Raw genomic sequence first — 16305 nt, 5'->3', positions numbered from 1 at the left:
TTTTAGCGCTCTATTATAGATAAGAATCGAACATTGCGCTAATAGATTCTTCGTTGTTAATACGACGAATTGTTTCAGCAACCATACTCGCAACTGAAACTTGGCGAATCTTACCAAGAGCTAAAGCTTCTTCTGAAAGCGGAATTGTATCTGTCACAACAAGTTCATCGATAACAGAGTTTTTCAAATTCTCGATCGCTTTACCAGATAAAACAGGGTGAGTAGCATATGCTACGACACGACGCGCACCAAAAGTCTTCAATGCATCAGCGGCTTTACATAAAGTACCAGCAGTATCAACCATGTCATCAACGATCACGCAGTCGCGATCTTTAACATCACCAATCAAATGCATCACTTGTGATTCATTTGCTTTTTGACGACGTTTGTCGATGATAGCTAAATCGATATCGCCCATTTGTTTCGCAACAGCACGAGCACGAACAACACCACCAACGTCTGGCGAAACAACCATAAGGTTGTCATGAGACTGTTGACGTAAGTCAGCTAAAAGCGCTGGCGTACCGTAAATGTTGTCTACAGGGATGTCGAAGAAACCTTGAATTTGGTCAGCATGAAGATCGATCATCACAACACGGTCAATACCTACAGTTGTTAGCATATCTGCTACTACTTTTGCAGTAATTGGAACACGTGAAGAACGAGGACGACGGTCTTGGCGAGCATAACCGAAATAAGGAATCACAGCAGTGATACGACCAGCACTTGCACGACGCAATGCATCTGCCATTACTAAGATTTCCATAAGGTTATCATTAGTTGGAGCACAAGTAGGCTGAACGATGAATACGTCTTTACCACGGACATTCTCAGTGATTTCGACAGCGATTTCACCATCAGAGAATTGACCTACAGATGCAGCACCTAGAGGGATATGCAAGTGGCTAACGACTTTTTGGGCGAATTGTGGATGCGCAGTTCCACTAAAAACGACAAGATTGGGCATGAAGCACCCTTGGCGGTTGAAATGTATAGAATGAGATGGCAGGGGCGGCTGGATTCGAACCAACGGATGGCGAGATCAAAACCCGCTGCCTTACCACTTGGCGACGCCCCTAATGCGGCAGAACTTTAATGGTTTTATATGGGTTTGTCAAGATTGTTTGACTCAACTCATGATACCAATGTTCTGTCTTTTTGAACTAAATTGGCAGGGGCGGCTGGATTCGAACCAACGGATGGCGAGATCAAAACCCGCTGCCTTACCACTTGGCGACGCCCCTATCATTTAAACGATGATTTGATTCAATGGTGATTGTTCTAAACTATTCACTAAGTAAGCTTTACAAGGTGAATGAGCAAGAATGTCATCAATGTTCATTTCAGTCGTTACTTCAGTAAAAACACAAGCACCTGTACCTGTAAGTTTTGCAATACCGAACTGATCTAAATATTGCATTGCTTCATCGACTTCAGCATATAGACTTCTTGCCAGAGGTTCAAAGTTATTTCTGAAATCAGATGGCTTTATCTGATAGGCGCAAAATTTAGAGGTCTTCGTGTCTCTTGTCAACGATTTTTGTGAAAAAAGCAGTTGAGTGCTGATAAAACAGTCAGGTTTTAACACAATGTATTGTTTTTGATCTAAGTCTATGAATGTTAAGTGTTCACCAATACCTTCTGCCCATGCATTACGACCATGGATGAAGATGGGAACATCAGCACCCAGTTGTACACCAATTTCTGCTAATTGATCACGATTTAAGCCACATTGCCAAAGTTGATTCATGATTAATAACGCGGTAGCCGCATTTGAAGAGCCACCACCGAGTCCTGCACCCATCGGTATATTTTTTTCGATGTTGACATGAATGCCTAATTTTTCACTTTTGGCATAGGGTTTCAGCATCATCATTGCACGATAAATCAAATTTTGTTCAAGACTTACTTCTGATAGGCCTGAAATGGAGATAGATTGGTTAGAGATTGGAGTAAATTCCATCCAATCACAAAGATCTATCAACTGAAAAATAGTTTGCAACTCATGGTAACCATTTTCACGGCGCCCCGTAATGTGTAAAAACAAATTCAGTTTTGCAGGGGAGGGTACACGAATCATAAATAATCAAACTTAACGATTTTGAATTACCATTGTAATACGATTTTCAGTTCCATCTTCAAGTTGTTGCTTTAAAATCAAACGGTTTGGTTGTGTAGATTGACCGTTGTAAGATAATTGAATATGCCAACCTTGTTCTTTAATTTCACTGATTCGCATCGATTCGTCTTTTTGAATTTCAGCTTCTTCAGTCGCTTGCTTAGCTTGTACCCAATCGACTAAATAAGTAATTGGTGCTTCCCAACCTGTTGCACGAAACAATAACTCTTCAGGTGAGTTGGCTGTAATTTCACCAGTTTTGGCACTGTTCAGTGTCACTTGACCAGGTTGACCTGAGATTTGAGTTTTACCGACTCCAAGAATTCCGCTTAACTCGATATCAAACTGTTCATCTTGCTGTTGCCAAGTAAAAAAAGCACTGCCTGATTGCTTGGGGGTCTTGACGCCAATTTTACCCTGAAGATTAAATTGATTTGATTGTTCAAGGTTTTGCGTTGTTGGCTGTGATGGTTGAGTTTGAATTGCTTGACAGCCAGTTAACCCAAGAAGCGCACTACTTGTGGCAATCAGCAATAATGATTTTAAATTTAAGATCATACAGTATTAACTCTTTTTGATATTTTGTGGCAACAATAAACTATCGAGTTGATCCAATTGAGGATGATTTGGATGATTTTTATGGAGTTGATGTAACACTTGGCTAAATTCTTCCAGTGAACCCAGCATATAAAGCGATTTAGCATATCGAATGCCGATATTTGGACTTTGGCTGAGTTGATATGCTTTCGCAAGTACACGGGTGGAAGTGTCAAAATCGTTTTGAAGAAAGCAGATATAGCCTAAGGTATCTAAGATAGATGCTTGTTCTGGGGCATTGTCTAAAGCTTGTTCGGCATATTGTCTCGCCTCATCTAAACGACGATTTTGCAACGCCAGAGTATATGCATACGCATTCAGATATGTTGGACTATTGGGTTCGATCGTGAGTAATTTTTTAAGCAATTCATCTAATTGATCGCGATCCGTAAATGGATCAAGTAATAAGACTTGAGAATATAAAATTTCAGGGTCATCAGTTAAATTTTTAGCCGCTTCTTTGAGTAAGCCCAAGGCAGCTTTGTTATTGCCCATTTTTTTGAGTATTTCAGCTTGTGCTTGATATAAGAAACTCGCATGTTGGGGGTAATTCACCCGTTCCTGAGTCAGAAAGCGCAGCGCATCACTTAAGCGATTTTGTTTGTCATAGATTGAAATTAGATTTCGTCTAGAAACCATATATAAATTACCATCTACAAGTCGATAATAAGCTTTAGCTGTTTCAAAATGTTGTTTTCGTTCAGCATTTAATGCCAAATAAAAATAAGCATCATTTTGATACTGTCCAGATGCACGTAGTTCGACCAAATACTGTTCAGCAAGCTCATATTCTTTGAGATCAATTGATGTTAGACCAGCGATAAAAAGAGCTTCTTCCGAATCAGGCCATTTTTTTATGATGCGTTTTAATTTGCTTAACGCCTGTTCATTTTTATTTAGTTTAATTAAGTAGCGGATTTCAGCCAGACTGAGCTCTAAATTATTACGATTTTTACGAGCACTTTTTTCAAACCATTTTAGCGTCTCTTCTTCGTCGCCTAAAGCCATGAGTAAGTTTGCTTTCAGTAAGATAAACCCTGTTGATTTGGGGCGTTTTTTTAATGCTTTATTTAAAGTAATTAAGGCATTTTCGATTTCATTATTTTGTGCTTGTAAACTCGCAATCAAAACGAGAATTGAAGGATTGTTACGCGTTTTACTATTACGCAAAGTGTTTAATAAATATGCTCGATCCTCAGGGGATTCCGGAGAAATTCCTTCAAGAATTTGTTCTAAATCTGATTCAGGATCTAAATTTAAAATATCATCGAGCACATCAGCAGCAAGTTCATATTCGTGTGACTTTAATGCGATATGCGCAAGATAGAATTTTGCAGGTACATCTTTGGGTTCTTGCACGACCCAATGGGTTGCAATATCTAAAGCGGCTTGTAAGTCGTTTTGTTCGAGTGCGACGTTAAGTGCACGTTGTTTTAAAGCTGTTGAACTGGTTTGGATTGCAAGTACGGTATAGTTGTGTAAAGCAGTCGGTGTGTCATGTGCAGCTAAAGCAAATTCTGCAACCATAGCCTGTTGTAAAACTTTATGATTTGAATTGGCATGGTAAAATTCTCCAGATGCTCTAATATGAGCACTGTAAGTCATGCTACTCACTAACAAGAGTGTGGTAGAATACTGTCGAATTGTCATGCCGGTTGTGCGGCTCATTGTTTGACGCAATTTTTTTATCCAAGTACTGCTTTTTATGACACCGTTATTGCACAATAGCATAAATTTAGCCAATTGATGATCTGATATGTCTTTCTTTGCATTGGGTGTCAACCATCAAACAGCCTCAGTTGAATTACGAGAGCAAGTTGCTTTTAACCCTGAAAAGTTAAAACTTTTGTTGGCTGAACAAAGTCACCATGACCAGCTGAACGATATGGTTGTGGTGTCAACCTGTAATCGTACTGAAGTCTACGCCATCGCTGATAATGCGGAGATGGTATTAGATTGGCTCGCTCAAAAAAATGGCATTGATGTAAAACAATTACAAAATCATATTTACCGTTATGAAAATACAGATGCTGTGACACATTTGATGCGTGTTGCATCAGGATTAGATTCACTCATGCTTGGAGAGCCTCAGATTATGGGGCAAGTTAAGTCTGCACTTAATTTAGCAAAAGAGTCTGAAGTTGTTTCACAAAATTTAAATCGTATTTTCGAATATGCATTTTATGCTGCTAAGAAAGTGCGTTCAGAAACAGCGGTCGGTAGTCATGCTGTATCCATGGGTTATGCGGTAGCACAGTTAGCACTACAAGTTTTTAGTAAGCCTGAACAATTAAGCGTTATGGTGGTTGCAGCAGGTGAAATGAATAGCTTGGTTGCAAAGCATTTAGCCGAAATGGGCGTTGCTAAAATTTTAATTTGTAACCGTGGTCAGGAACGGGCGGAAATTTTAGCGCAAGAAATATCACATCGCGTTGCGGTAGAAATTATTCCTTTTGTTGATTTAGCTCAAAATTTACATCGCGCTGATGTGATTTCAAGTTGTACAGGAAGTTTACATCAGGTCATTTCCTATCAAGATGTTAAGTCAGCACTCAAAAAACGTCGTTACCGTCAAATGTTGATGGTGGATTTGGCTGTTCCTCGCGATATTGAATCTAAGGTTGAAAGTTTGGATGGGGTTTACCTTTATGGGGTGGACGATCTTCAAGGTGTTATTGATGAAAACTTAGCGCAGCGACGCCAAGCCGCTGTTGAAGCTGAAGTGATGGTCAATCAACTAGCAACACAATTGGTGACTCAGCAGAAAGTTTCACAAGCTGGAGCGACAATTAGTGAGTATCGTGCTCATGGAGATAAAGTTAAAGCATTTGAATTAAACCATGCATTAGATCGTTTAGCCTCTGGAGATGATGCAGCCATTGTCATGCAGGAAATGGCTCATCGTTTGACGCAAAAGCTATTACATCCTACTTCCATCTTACTCAGAGAAGTCGCTAAAGATGAAAATCCTGATGTCTATGAAACGATTAAAGATCATTTAGAAGATATTTTTAGTGCTCAGCGAAAACTAAAAAAATAAAAGCGGTCACTGACCGCTTTTATTTATTCATGTAGTAAGCGTAGTCCAATTTTTTTGGTTAGCTCATTCAGTTGTTGTCTTAAGTTTTTAGACTCGTTTAATGATTTTGCTGCTTTAAATTTGATTCTCAGATATTTTTCTTGAAGTGAAAGCGAGTATTCTGAGGCAAGTTTATCAGCCATTTCAGGGGCTTCAGTAAGTGTTTGAATATTGGTACGTTTTAAAATCTCAGAGAGTTCATGATGAAATGGGCTACATGCACCCAAAATATAATAACTCGCCAACTCTTGGTCATCTGGCAGATCATCAAAAATGACATTAAAGATTTTTAATACTTTTGCAAGCAATTCATCTTCAGGAATCACTGCACGTAATACTTCAAAATGAATATAAAGAAAAGGATGGTACATTAACATTGCCACTGCGAAATCTTCATCTCGTGTGCGAATATTAAATGATAATGAAGCGTCAAGACTCACTTGAGGCTGCCACTTTTTATTGAATCCTAATTTCTCTTTGAAATATTGACGAATCAAATAGCGATACGAACCTTGCTTAGGCATCAGATTGGTGAGTTGATTTAACTCAGCCATGACCTGACTTTTACCTTCAGGTGTATTGATTTGATATTGTTGACTGAGAAGAGAAAAAGCAAACTCTGATAAGAGTGGTGATTGTTGCCAAAGTCGATTGAAAGTTTCAACACCGTCCTTACGAACTAATGAGTCAGGATCATGCTCCGCAGGTAGAATAAAAAATTTCAGTTCACGACCATCATTTAAGAGGGGAAGTGCAATTTCTAAAGTGCGTCGAGCTGCTTTTTGACCAGCCGAATCACCATCAAAAGCAATAGTTAACTGATTGTTTTGTTTAAATAATAGATTCAAATGATCAGCATTGCTCGCCGTCCCCAAGGTGGCAACTGCGCCAGGAATGCCAGCTTGCTGTAATGCGATGACATCCATGTAACCTTCAACCATTAACCAATGATTGGCTTTGAGCTTACGACCTTCATATAAGCCATAGAGTAGTTGGTTTTTATGGAAAACTTCAGAGTCAGGCGAGTTGATATATTTGGGTTTGATCTCGTCATTCAATGCTCGTCCACCAAATCCGACAACGCGACCTTTTGCATCACGTATAGGAAAAATGACACGTTCTCGTAGTAGATCAAAATCACGACCAGAATCACTGGTTCTGATCAAACCGAGTAGTTTTAATCCTTCAATATCTTGCGGAAATGCTTTTTCAAGATGTTGCCAATCTTCTGGCGCATAACCTAATCGCCAATACTTAATCGTGGTATCACTTAGTCCGCGTCGCTGAAAATACTGTTGCGCAATTTGGCTATTTGGAAGTTGTTTTTCATAAAATAAAGCAACATTTTCAAGAAGATCGTATAAATTACCTTCAGGTGCGACCTCAACTGAATTCAAGTCATCTGAATTAAATTGATACTCATCGAATTCATAGTTTTGAAATGCTTCAAAAGGATCTACATCAAAAGCTGAAGCAGGCGGAGAAATGATTTCTCCTGCATCTGCTTCAATGGGTGCCTGCGGTTGCTTTTCTGGGTTAGGTTTAATAGGTTCTCTCTTGTATGAGAGTTTTTTATTATCTTGATTGTCTTTAGGTAATTCGATACCGGTTTGGCTTGCCAGGTCTTTAATCACCTCGATGAAATTGCGATTATCAATATCCATCATAAAGCGAATAGCATTTCCATTGGCTTGGCAACCGAAACAGTGGAAATATTGCTTATCACGGTAGACGTGAAAAGAAGGTGTTTTCTCTTGATGAAAAGGACAACAGCCTGAATAGGTACGACCTGACTTTTTTAATTTCACACGTTGGCCAATAAGATCGACGATGTCAGTTCGATCTAAAATTTGATCAATCGTATGTTGTGGAATTGCCATAATTAAAAAGCCATAAGAATGAGGAATAAAGTGATTGAATTAAGTCTATCCTAAACACTTAAGACGATAAATAAAGCCATGCAATAAAAAAGGTGGGTAATCCCACCTTTTTTGATTCGTAAGAATGGATTATTGACGCTGTGGGTCGTACATACTTTCATTTGCTGGCGCACTTTCCACATTGTGATCTTTATTACCAAGCAAGCCAAAGCTTAAGCGATTCAATAAACCGGGTTGTGTATTGGTGTTGTCAGATTGCTCTGCTGATACTTCTGCTGTTGTTTGACTGCGTGCTTCACGACCTAAAATACCTAAGGTTGCACGATTTAACCAACTTCCATCTTTACGTGCTGCGCGTAAATCGACCTCACCATTAGACTTCACAAGATGAGGGTAGTTTAGCTTTAGCACTTCAACGTATTGTTGAGATGTTGCCTTGTCACCGAGTTTATCGTATCCGTAAGCAATCGTTGCAAGCGCTTCTGGTACTTGAGGTGTTTGAGGGAAATGTTCCACAACCCATTGTCCACGCTCAACTGCTGCAAGCCAAGCTTTACGCTTTAAGTTAAAGCGAGCCGCATTCATTTCACTTTCAGCAAGTTCTTGACCAATAAACTTCATGCGCTGAGCAGCATCTACAGCATACTGACTACTTGGGAAACGACGAATGAAATCAACAAAATTTTGATATGCAACTTTCAAATAGCTGACATCACGATGAGCCTGTTGGAGTGATGTGTAGCGGATGAGACCATCATAGTTTTGCTCCATATTCGCCACACCACGAACATAGTAAGCATAATCAACATTAGGATGTTGAGAGTTTAACCGAATAAAACGGTCTGCTAGAGCAATAACAGCTTCATAGTCTTTTTGTTGAAAACGAGCATATAAAAGATCGAGTTGAGCTTGTTGAGTATATTGACCTGTAGGGTAATAAGTTTCAATTGCTTCTAATGATTGTGCTGCATCGCTATATTGACCACGATCTAATGCTTTTTGTGCTTTATCGAAATAAGATTGTTCGGTTGATTTAGGTCCAGTATCCACAACATCCTTCTTGGGATTACTGCTACAGCCCACAAATGTTGCTGCTAAGCCTAGCGATAAAGCAAGCATTGTAACTTTATAACGTGGTAGCGACATAAAAATTCCTCTGTTTATACGGGCAATAGGCTACAATTGCACTATTAAACCACTTTTGTCCGAATGAGCAAATGACTTCAGCACAAACTTCTAATTCTAATTTCCCAGAAATCGACATCAATTTACTTGAAGATTCTGAGGATGCAGATAACCATACTTCAGCCCCAACTGCAACACGTTTATCGTTGCAATTTCAAGTGGATGAGAGTTCTCTTGGTCAGCGAATAGATCAAGTTGCAGCACTCGCTTGGAACGAATTTTCGCGTGAAAAATTGAAACAATGGTTGAAGGATGGTCATTTGTTGGTAAATGGTCAAGTTGTGAAACCAAAATATAAAAGTGAAGGGAATGAGCTACTCACGCTTGATGTAGAGCTTGAAGCCCAAGTCACCAGTCAACCTGAAAATATCCCTTTAGATATTATTTATGAAGATGATGACATCTTAGTCATTAACAAGCCAGTGGGGATGGTTGTACATCCTGGCGCAGGAAACCCGAATGGTACTTTGGTTAATGCACTTTTATATCATTTTCCTAAATCAGCAGAATTATCTCGAGCTGGTCTAGTACACCGTATCGATAAAGATACTAGTGGTCTCTTGGTTGTAGCTAAAAATTTAGAAGCTCAATTTTCCTTAAGTAAACAGTTAGCGAAAAAATCAGTTTATCGAATTTATGATTTAATTTGTTACGGCAATATTATTGCAGGCGGTAAAATTGATGAGCCGATTAAACGTCATCCTGTAGATCGTGTAAAAATGGCGATCTTACCAGGTGGTCGTGATGCCGTGACTCACTATAATGTGAAAGAAAGATTCCAAAATTTCACACGTGTTCAAGCACAATTAGAAACTGGACGTACTCATCAGATTCGTGTGCATTTCACTTATATTGGTTTCCCTTTGGTCGGTGATCCAGTTTATGTCAGTCGTGTCAAAGTACCTGCGGGTGCTTCGGAAAAACTTGCTACTCATTTACGAGAGTTTAGACGTCAAGCGCTTCATGCATCAAAATTGGGGTTAATACATCCACGGACAGGTGAAGAAATGATGTTTGAAGCACCATGGCCTGAAGATTTCACAGCATTACTTGAGACTCTTCGTACGGAAAATAAGGCTTACTAAATTAAAGGAAAGTTTACATGCAAATTGTGCAAGGTTTGCCCAAAGGTGTCGTGGTAGGACAAACAGAATTGAGTCACCCTCACGCACTGAAAACACCACAGACTGATTTAGAAGGTTTTAACTTGGCGTTGCATGTAAATGATCAACCAGAACGTGTTCATCGGCATAGAATGAGCTTGTTAAATGACTTTTCAGTCTATGGGGTGAATCGATTAACTTGGATGAACCAAACGCACAGTACAATCTGTCACGTTGTAAATGATGACATGAGCTTACACGCCCTAAATGGCGATGGTTTAGTGACACAGCAAAAACAACATGCATTAATGATGATGACGGCAGATTGTTTACCGGTGGTTCTCGGTAACAAGGATGGTACTGAAGTCGCTAATTTGCATGCAGGTTGGCGAGGATTGGCAAATGGCATTATTGAAAATACAGTCAATGCCATGAGCACTCAACCCTCTTGGGCGTGGTTAGGTGCGGCAATTAGTCAGCCATGCTTTGAAGTGGGTGAAGAAGTAATGCACACATTCTGCGATAGGATTCCAGAATTAAGTTCAGCATTTCAAAAGGGAGATCTAGAGGGTAAGTATTACGGAGATCTCTATGCGATTGCTCGCCATATATTGAAAAGTTTAGGGGTGGAACAGGTTCTTGGAGGTGAGCGATGTAGCTACACGGAGGATCAAACATATTATTCTCATCGCCGTAATTCAAAAACCGGCCGCATGGCGACATTTGTATTTATGCACAGTAATCAAGAAACTCATCTGATTTCTCAAAGTTTCATACTATGACTGACCAAACTTCGTAAAAGCATCGCTATCGTTTATTACATCCCATTTTGTCACACTAACAAAGTCGCCGAACATATCGCCATTGGTGCACAAAAACTCAATATTGAGGTATTGCTCATCAATGTTACAGACGTGAACTGGGAGTTGCTTGATCAAGCTGAATCTATTGTATTTGGCTGTCCTACTTATATGGGAAGTCTAACCTCAGCGTTGAAATTATTTATGGAGCAATCTTCAAAGCGTTGGCTAGCGAGAACATAGCAGGGCAAATTGGCAGCTGGTTTCACAAATGGTGGAGGATTAAGTGGATATAAGTTGGCTGTGCTTCAGCATATCAATCTTTTTGCAATGCAACATGGCATGATTTGGTCTGTACTACCGCTAATGTCTACAGGTAGATCGCATCAAGATCTCAATCGTATGTCTAGTTTTTTGGGGACTCATGACGCAGTCTGATAATGCGCCTGTGGAGGTAACACCTCCGAGTGGGGATATTGAAACGGCCACATGGTTTGGTGAACATTTAGCGAATACCGTATTTAGGTTAAATTGCATGGATTAAAAAATCATTTTCATCTAATTTAATTATTTATTGCTCGCTTTCAATGTAAATACAAAATGAAGTTAAATTAATTAAGTTATTGAAAGCGAATTTATAATTTTTTATCTCAATCTTGAATATCCACATAAAAATCTGATCAACTAATTACAAAATAGTGCTAAATATTTCACATTAAATTTTGAAAATAATTATAATTAATCATCGAATAAAAACGTGCGCAATTGGACTTGGTTGCCAAAAAATTACAAGGTTTGGAGTCATTCATGACCTACATTTCAAAAAAAATAGGGTTCAATTTAGCTGTTTTAATGTCTGTTCTCATGTTCTCACCACTGGTGTGCGCTCAAACTACGATGGAAAAATTGGACGATCGGGAGTTGTCTGACATTTCTGGTCAAGCTTTATTAAGTATGAGTTACATCGACCCCAATGATGGGGCAAACAATATGCGAGGTAAAGGTGTTGGCTTTTATAAGCTTGGAATGGAAGCAGATATAGAACTCAATGCAAATATTAAGCATTTACAACTTGGTTGTGGTGGTATTAATGGAGCAGGTGGATGTGACATTGATATCGAAAATCTGAGTTTGAGTGGGATGTCAGACACCAGAGAAGGTCGTGTAGGTTCTTCAGCCAAGTTAACCAATCCATTTTTAGAGTTTGCGATAAAAAATCCAACATCGGCATCAACGCGAGAAGTTGTTGGTTTGCGTCTCAGTGCTGAAAAAGTATTAGGTTTGCTGACGCTAGGTGATGAAAACTCTGCCAAACCGAATGGTATTAACTCGCTCAGTGGTTATTTAAAAATTGACCCTAGTACGGGGATTGGACAAACTGCGGCAAGAAATATGACTTATCAAGATACTGGGAAAGTAATTAAAGCGAACATCGATGCAAGATTATGTTTTGTTCTATGTACAACAATCCCATTAGGAGTGGAGTCTAAAAATTACAATTTAGCTTTAGAGTCATCGAATGCTAACATTTTTTTAAATGGTACAACTGTTAACGGTACACGAATGAATTCTGCGCAATTGAGTGGGTATGCAGATATTAATCGTATTAATTTTGCTGGTGATTTGGAGGCAAGTTTAAATATTACTGGTGGTTTATTTAAGATTGAAAAACCAGTAGAGGGTGGAAATATTACAGGTCTTAAAGCAAACATTACCGTTAATCAGAATTTAGGATTAATACATAAAATACCTTTGAATAATCCTTTTTCTCTATCAATGCAAAATCAAGAAACTTGGTGGCCTGGAGCAGAGGTTCCTTCGAAAGTTGGATGGTGGATGGCTTTTGAGGACAGTATTAATATTGGCGATGTAACTCCCTCGGAAAAGATTCAAATCACTAATGGTGTGTTACAACAGGTCATTGACCCAATAAGTGGATATTTAACGAAATCTCCTATTCAATGTCAGGGCTTAATTGGGTGTGTTGGAGGTACTCCTTTGACTATAGGAAATATTCATTTACCGAATACAAGTGTGAATTTTCCATTAAAAGACCTCCAACTAAAAAATCAAACTTTTGCTCCAAACTGTTATGGAAATTTAAGATTCTGTTAAATAAGTGATGTGCGTGAATTTTTAGTTTGCATTTCATCGGATAAATGATTATTTACATCACGCTTTAATGTTGTGTAATGTGATGTAAGTCTCTAAAAAATATTCAATTTTGTTATAATTTCTATATTTCAACCCATTTAGCAAGTTTTTGTGCCTCTTTATTTTTTTCAGTAATTTATAGATAGTAATGCTGTTGCTTATGGATTAAGCCTGAATAAAAATAATACGGAGACTCTAATGTTGAAGAGTTTACTTGTTTCTATCAAATTGATTTTATCAACATCTTGCTTAGTGTTGATTCCTTTGTCTGCAACTGCTAATAACATTCAGAATGATTTAAAAATGATGACTGATGAAGAGTTATCTGCGACAAACGGTCAAGCTTTATTAAGTATGAGTTATATTGATCCCAATGACGGGGCAAACAATATGCGAGGTAAAGGCGTTGGCTTTTATAAGCTTGGAATGGAAGCAGATATAGAACTCAATGCAAATATTAAGCATTTACAACTTGGCTGTGGTGGTATTAATGGAGCAGGTGGATGTGATATTGATATCGAAAATCTGAGTTTGAGTGGTATGTCAGACACTAGAGAGGGTCGTGCGGGTTCTTCAGCCAAGCTAACCAATCCATTTTTAGAGTTTGCGGTAAAAAATCCAACATCTGCATCAACTCGAGAAGTTGTGGGTTTGCGTCTCAGTGCTGAAAAAGTATTAGGTTTACTGACGCTTGGTGATGAAAACTCTGATAAACCGAATGGTATTAACTCACTCAGTGGTTATTTAAAAATTAATCCCACTCAGGGTATGGGCTATACTAATGCTCGAAGTATGACCTATGCCGATACTGGTCAAACTATCGATGGAAAAGTGAATGCAAGAATTTGTTTGATTTGTATTATTGCACCTACTTTGACACTCGATTTTAAATCGAATAATTACAATTTAGCATTACAAGAAACGACTGCACCAATTCAAATTAATGGAACTACGGTCTCTGGTACTCGAATGAGTTCTGCACAATTGACAGGTGTTGCCAATATCAATCAATTGAATTTTGGTGGTAATCTCACGGCTAATATCCAAGTGCTAGGGGTGGGATTACTGAATTTGCAAAAAGAGGTCAGTGGTAACATTACAGGTTTAAAAGCCAACATTACGGTAGATCAAAACTTAGGTTTAATTCATAAAATCCCTGTAAACAATCCATTCTCACTCTCTGTTCAAAACAGTGAAATCTGGTGGCCAAATGCTGACGTTGCTGCACAGCAGGGTTGGTGGATGGCATTTAATGATTCGATCAATATTGGGGATGTAACACCTGAGAAGCGTATCGATATTACGAATGATGTGTTAAAACAAGTGGTTGGACCAATCAGTGATTATATCAGTCGAAATCCTCCATCTTGTAATGCACTTGATTGTCTGTTTGGTGACAAACTTGGTGTTGGGAATGTTCATTTGCCGAATACCAATGTAAATTTTCCATTAAAAGATTTACAACTTAAAAATCAGACCTTTGCTCCAAACTGTTATGGAAATTTAAGGTTTTGTTAATAAAAAAACCGCTCAAATGAGCGGTTTTTTTATTTATGAAAAATTCTTGCTTTATCACGCTGCCAATCGCGGTCTTTTTCAGTGGCACGTTTATCGTGTAATTGTTTACCTTTAACAAGTGCAATTTCGAGTTTGACTAAACGACCTTTCCAATAGCACGCCAAAGGTACACATGTGTAACCTTTTTGATTGATCGCTCCTTGGAGTTTCTCGAGTTCGCGACGTGAAAGAAGTAGCTTACGAGTACGTGTTGCTTCGGGAACGATATGAGTTGAAGCAGAAAGAAGAGGTTGAATTTGAGCACCAAATAAATAAGCTTCATTATTTTTGAAAATAATATAGCTTTCCGTGATACTCATGCGTCCAGCACGAAGAGATTTTACTTCCCAACCTTGTAACGCTAAACCAGCTTCAAATTTTTCCTCAATAAAATAATCGTGACGTGCACGTTTGTTAAGCGCAATAGTGCCACTATTATTTTTTTTTACTACAATCGATTTCGACATAATACAAATATTCCAAGATTAGACCTATTTTGCCTCAAACTTGGCTTGAGGTGAAGTCATTTCACTGTCAACAAGTGTGCGTGTGAATTGAGTTTTTGTTAAACTATGCGCCTACATAATAATCTTAGAGTATAAATGGATGTCTAAAACTCGTGTCATCTATCCGGGAACATTCGATCCTATTACCAATGGTCATATTGATCTTGTATCTCGTGCTGCAAAAATGTTTGATGAAGTTGTAGTTGCGATTGCAATTGGTCATCACAAAAATCCAGTGTTTAGTTTAGATGAGCGAGTTGCGCTTGCAAAATCATCGTTAAGCCATTTAGACAATGTAGAGTTTGTTGGTTTTGATGGTTTATTGGTGAATTTTTTTCAAGAGCAAAAGGCAACAGCTGTACTCAGAGGTTTAAGAGCAGTGTCTGACTTTGAATATGAGTTTCAACTTGCAAATATGAATCGTCAATTAGATTCAAATTTTGAAGCTGTATTTTTAACGCCGTCAGAGCAATACTCGTTTATTTCATCCACATTAGTTCGTGAAATTGCACGTTTGAAAGGTGATGTGACGAAATTTGTGCCAAAAGCAGTTGTTGAGGCATTTGAACGTAAGCATCAGCAAGGTTGGTAGAGTGTCTTTAATTATTACGGATGAGTGCATCAATTGTGACGTTTGTGAGCCTGTATGCCCAAATGAAGCGATTTATATGGGTGAACTGATCTATGAAATTGATCCGAATCTATGTACTGAATGTATTGGTCATTATGACCAACCCCAGTGTTCATTATTCTGCCCGGTAGACTGTATTCCTAAAGATCCTAATCATGTGGAATCTGAGGATGAATTGCTGGAAAAGTATAAAAAACTAATTGCTCAAAAAAGCACGAGCAATTGATCTCAAAGTTTGTTAAGATGCGCCACTTGAAGTGAGCCAGACGATCGCTGCTGTGAAGGTCTTCGTGACTAAAGCAGGGGAGGAAAGTCCGGGCTTCATCGGGCAAGGTGCCAGGTAACGCCTGGGAGGCGTAAGCCTACGGAAAGTGCAGCAGAGAGTAGACCGCCATTTTGCAACTGAACTTCGGTTTAGCCTAGAATATGGTAAGGGTGAAAGGGTGCGGTAAGAGCGCACCGCATGACTGGTAACAGTTCATGGCATGGTAAACCCCACCTGAAGCAAGACCAAATAGGAATCCTTAAGGTATGGCCCATACTGGATTCGGGTAGGTCGCTTGAGCATATGAGTGATTGTATGCCTAGAGGAATGATCGTTCTAGACAGAACCCGGCTTATCGGCTCACTTCAACAAATTTTGATCAAACAGTGCCGATATTACTTGACGGATACATCAATCAAGTAGATAATG

Annotated in this window: 14 protein-coding genes, 2 tRNA genes, 1 other RNA gene and 1 pseudogene; 9 read left to right on the top strand and 9 right to left on the bottom strand. The window is 38.8% G+C overall.

From position 1 onward, the window contains the following. Window positions 1-13: 13 nt before the first annotated feature. From AC1M9P_RS00940 to AC1M9P_RS00915, 6 genes are all read right to left on the bottom strand, one after another. Complete coding sequence (locus AC1M9P_RS00940) at window positions 14-967, bottom strand: ribose-phosphate pyrophosphokinase (RefSeq protein WP_035269283.1); 954 nt, start codon at window positions 965-967, stop codon at window positions 14-16. Between the two features lie 36 nt (window positions 968-1003). Further along, window positions 1004-1078, bottom strand: a tRNA-Gln gene (locus AC1M9P_RS00935). 91 nt (window positions 1079-1169) lie between these two features. Beyond that, window positions 1170-1244: transfer RNA gene (locus tag AC1M9P_RS00930), tRNA-Gln, on the bottom strand. Between the two features lie 5 nt (window positions 1245-1249). Then, the gene (gene ispE, locus AC1M9P_RS00925) at window positions 1250-2080 is read right to left on the bottom strand and encodes a 4-(cytidine 5'-diphospho)-2-C-methyl-D-erythritol kinase (RefSeq protein ID WP_481586489.1); all 831 of its coding nucleotides are present in this window, start codon (window positions 2078-2080) and stop codon (window positions 1250-1252) included. 12 nt (window positions 2081-2092) lie between these two features. Further along, window positions 2093-2677 carry a lipoprotein insertase outer membrane protein LolB gene (gene lolB / locus AC1M9P_RS00920; RefSeq protein WP_481586488.1) on the bottom strand — a complete coding sequence of 195 codons (585 nt, stop codon included), beginning with the start codon at window positions 2675-2677 and terminating at the stop codon, window positions 2093-2095. Window positions 2678-2683: 6 nt separating this feature from the next. Further along, window positions 2684-4396, bottom strand: a complete 1713-nt coding sequence (locus tag AC1M9P_RS00915; protein ID WP_481586487.1) for a tetratricopeptide repeat protein — start codon at window positions 4394-4396, stop codon at window positions 2684-2686. Window positions 4397-4472: 76 nt separating this feature from the next. On the opposite strand from AC1M9P_RS00915, the gene hemA reads away from it, so the two are divergent. Continuing rightward, the gene (gene hemA / locus AC1M9P_RS00910; protein WP_481586486.1) at window positions 4473-5756 is read left to right on the top strand and encodes a glutamyl-tRNA reductase; all 1284 of its coding nucleotides are present in this window, start codon (window positions 4473-4475) and stop codon (window positions 5754-5756) included. A gap of 23 nt (window positions 5757-5779) precedes the next feature. Here hemA and AC1M9P_RS00905 read toward each other — a convergent pair whose 3' ends face one another. Further along, window positions 5780-7675: a DNA primase gene (locus tag AC1M9P_RS00905; RefSeq protein WP_481586485.1), complete on the bottom strand. Its 1896-nt coding sequence runs from the start codon at window positions 7673-7675 to the stop codon at window positions 5780-5782. Window positions 7676-7804: 129 nt separating this feature from the next. Beyond that, window positions 7805-8821 carry an outer membrane protein assembly factor BamD gene (locus AC1M9P_RS00900; protein ID WP_481586484.1) on the bottom strand — a complete coding sequence of 339 codons (1017 nt, stop codon included), beginning with the start codon at window positions 8819-8821 and terminating at the stop codon, window positions 7805-7807. A gap of 71 nt (window positions 8822-8892) precedes the next feature. On the opposite strand from AC1M9P_RS00900, the gene rluD reads away from it, so the two are divergent. The 5 genes and pseudogenes from rluD (at window position 8893) to AC1M9P_RS00875 (ending at window position 14435) form a co-directional block, all read left to right on the top strand. Continuing rightward, a complete protein-coding gene (gene rluD, locus AC1M9P_RS00895; protein WP_180027949.1) occupies window positions 8893-9945 on the top strand; it encodes a 23S rRNA pseudouridine(1911/1915/1917) synthase RluD in 1053 nt (350 codons plus the stop codon). 17 nt (window positions 9946-9962) lie between these two features. Next, on the top strand, window positions 9963-10745 hold the full coding sequence (gene pgeF, locus AC1M9P_RS00890) for a peptidoglycan editing factor PgeF (RefSeq protein WP_481586483.1): 783 nt from the start codon (window positions 9963-9965) through the stop codon (window positions 10743-10745). After that, window positions 10746-11307, top strand: a pseudogene (locus AC1M9P_RS00885) (flavodoxin family protein). 263 nt (window positions 11308-11570) lie between these two features. Next, window positions 11571-12878 carry a hypothetical protein gene (locus tag AC1M9P_RS00880; RefSeq protein ID WP_481586482.1) on the top strand — a complete coding sequence of 436 codons (1308 nt, stop codon included), beginning with the start codon at window positions 11571-11573 and terminating at the stop codon, window positions 12876-12878. A gap of 237 nt (window positions 12879-13115) precedes the next feature. Further along, entirely contained in the window at window positions 13116-14435 is a 1320-nt protein-coding gene (locus AC1M9P_RS00875) for a hypothetical protein (RefSeq protein WP_481586481.1), read from the top strand. 29 nt (window positions 14436-14464) lie between these two features. Here the strand turns inward: AC1M9P_RS00875 and smpB are convergent, their stop codons facing one another. Then, entirely contained in the window at window positions 14465-14941 is a 477-nt protein-coding gene (gene smpB, locus AC1M9P_RS00870) for an SsrA-binding protein SmpB (protein WP_035269908.1), read from the bottom strand. 139 nt (window positions 14942-15080) lie between these two features. Between smpB and coaD the strand changes: the two genes are divergently transcribed. The 3 genes from coaD (at window position 15081) to rnpB (ending at window position 16247) form a co-directional block, all read left to right on the top strand. After that, window positions 15081-15572: a pantetheine-phosphate adenylyltransferase gene (coaD, locus tag AC1M9P_RS00865; protein WP_035269911.1), complete on the top strand. Its 492-nt coding sequence runs from the start codon at window positions 15081-15083 to the stop codon at window positions 15570-15572. A gap of 1 nt (window position 15573) precedes the next feature. Then, the gene (locus AC1M9P_RS00860; protein ID WP_180027945.1) at window positions 15574-15837 is read left to right on the top strand and encodes a YfhL family 4Fe-4S dicluster ferredoxin; all 264 of its coding nucleotides are present in this window, start codon (window positions 15574-15576) and stop codon (window positions 15835-15837) included. Window positions 15838-15865: 28 nt separating this feature from the next. Next, window positions 15866-16247, top strand: an RNA gene (gene rnpB, locus AC1M9P_RS00855) — RNase P RNA component class A. Window positions 16248-16305 lie beyond the last annotated feature (58 nt).

The sequence above is a fragment of the Acinetobacter sp. 25-47-122 genome, from assembly GCF_056779695.1.
The sequence above is the reverse complement of the archived record's forward strand: the minus strand, read 5'-3'. Positions and strand labels throughout refer to the sequence as shown.

Coding starts and splice junctions, on each gene's coding strand:
- AC1M9P_RS00940 (WP_035269283.1), bottom strand. CDS start 967: ATGCCCAATCTTGTCGTTTTTAGTGGAACTGCGCATCCACAATTCGCC.
- ispE (WP_481586489.1), bottom strand. CDS start 2,080: ATGATTCGTGTACCCTCCCCTGCAAAACTGAATTTGTTTTTACACATT.
- lolB (WP_481586488.1), bottom strand. CDS start 2,677: ATGATCTTAAATTTAAAATCATTATTGCTGATTGCCACAAGTAGTGCG.
- hemA (WP_481586486.1), top strand. CDS start 4,473: ATGTCTTTCTTTGCATTGGGTGTCAACCATCAAACAGCCTCAGTTGAA.
- AC1M9P_RS00905 (WP_481586485.1), bottom strand. CDS start 7,675: ATGGCAATTCCACAACATACGATTGATCAAATTTTAGATCGAACTGAC.
- AC1M9P_RS00900 (WP_481586484.1), bottom strand. CDS start 8,821: ATGTCGCTACCACGTTATAAAGTTACAATGCTTGCTTTATCGCTAGGC.
- rluD (WP_180027949.1), top strand. CDS start 8,893: ATGACTTCAGCACAAACTTCTAATTCTAATTTCCCAGAAATCGACATC.
- pgeF (WP_481586483.1), top strand. CDS start 9,963: ATGCAAATTGTGCAAGGTTTGCCCAAAGGTGTCGTGGTAGGACAAACA.
- AC1M9P_RS00880 (WP_481586482.1), top strand. CDS start 11,571: ATGACCTACATTTCAAAAAAAATAGGGTTCAATTTAGCTGTTTTAATG.
- AC1M9P_RS00875 (WP_481586481.1), top strand. CDS start 13,116: ATGTTGAAGAGTTTACTTGTTTCTATCAAATTGATTTTATCAACATCT.
- smpB (WP_035269908.1), bottom strand. CDS start 14,941: ATGTCGAAATCGATTGTAGTAAAAAAAAATAATAGTGGCACTATTGCG.
- coaD (WP_035269911.1), top strand. CDS start 15,081: ATGTCTAAAACTCGTGTCATCTATCCGGGAACATTCGATCCTATTACC.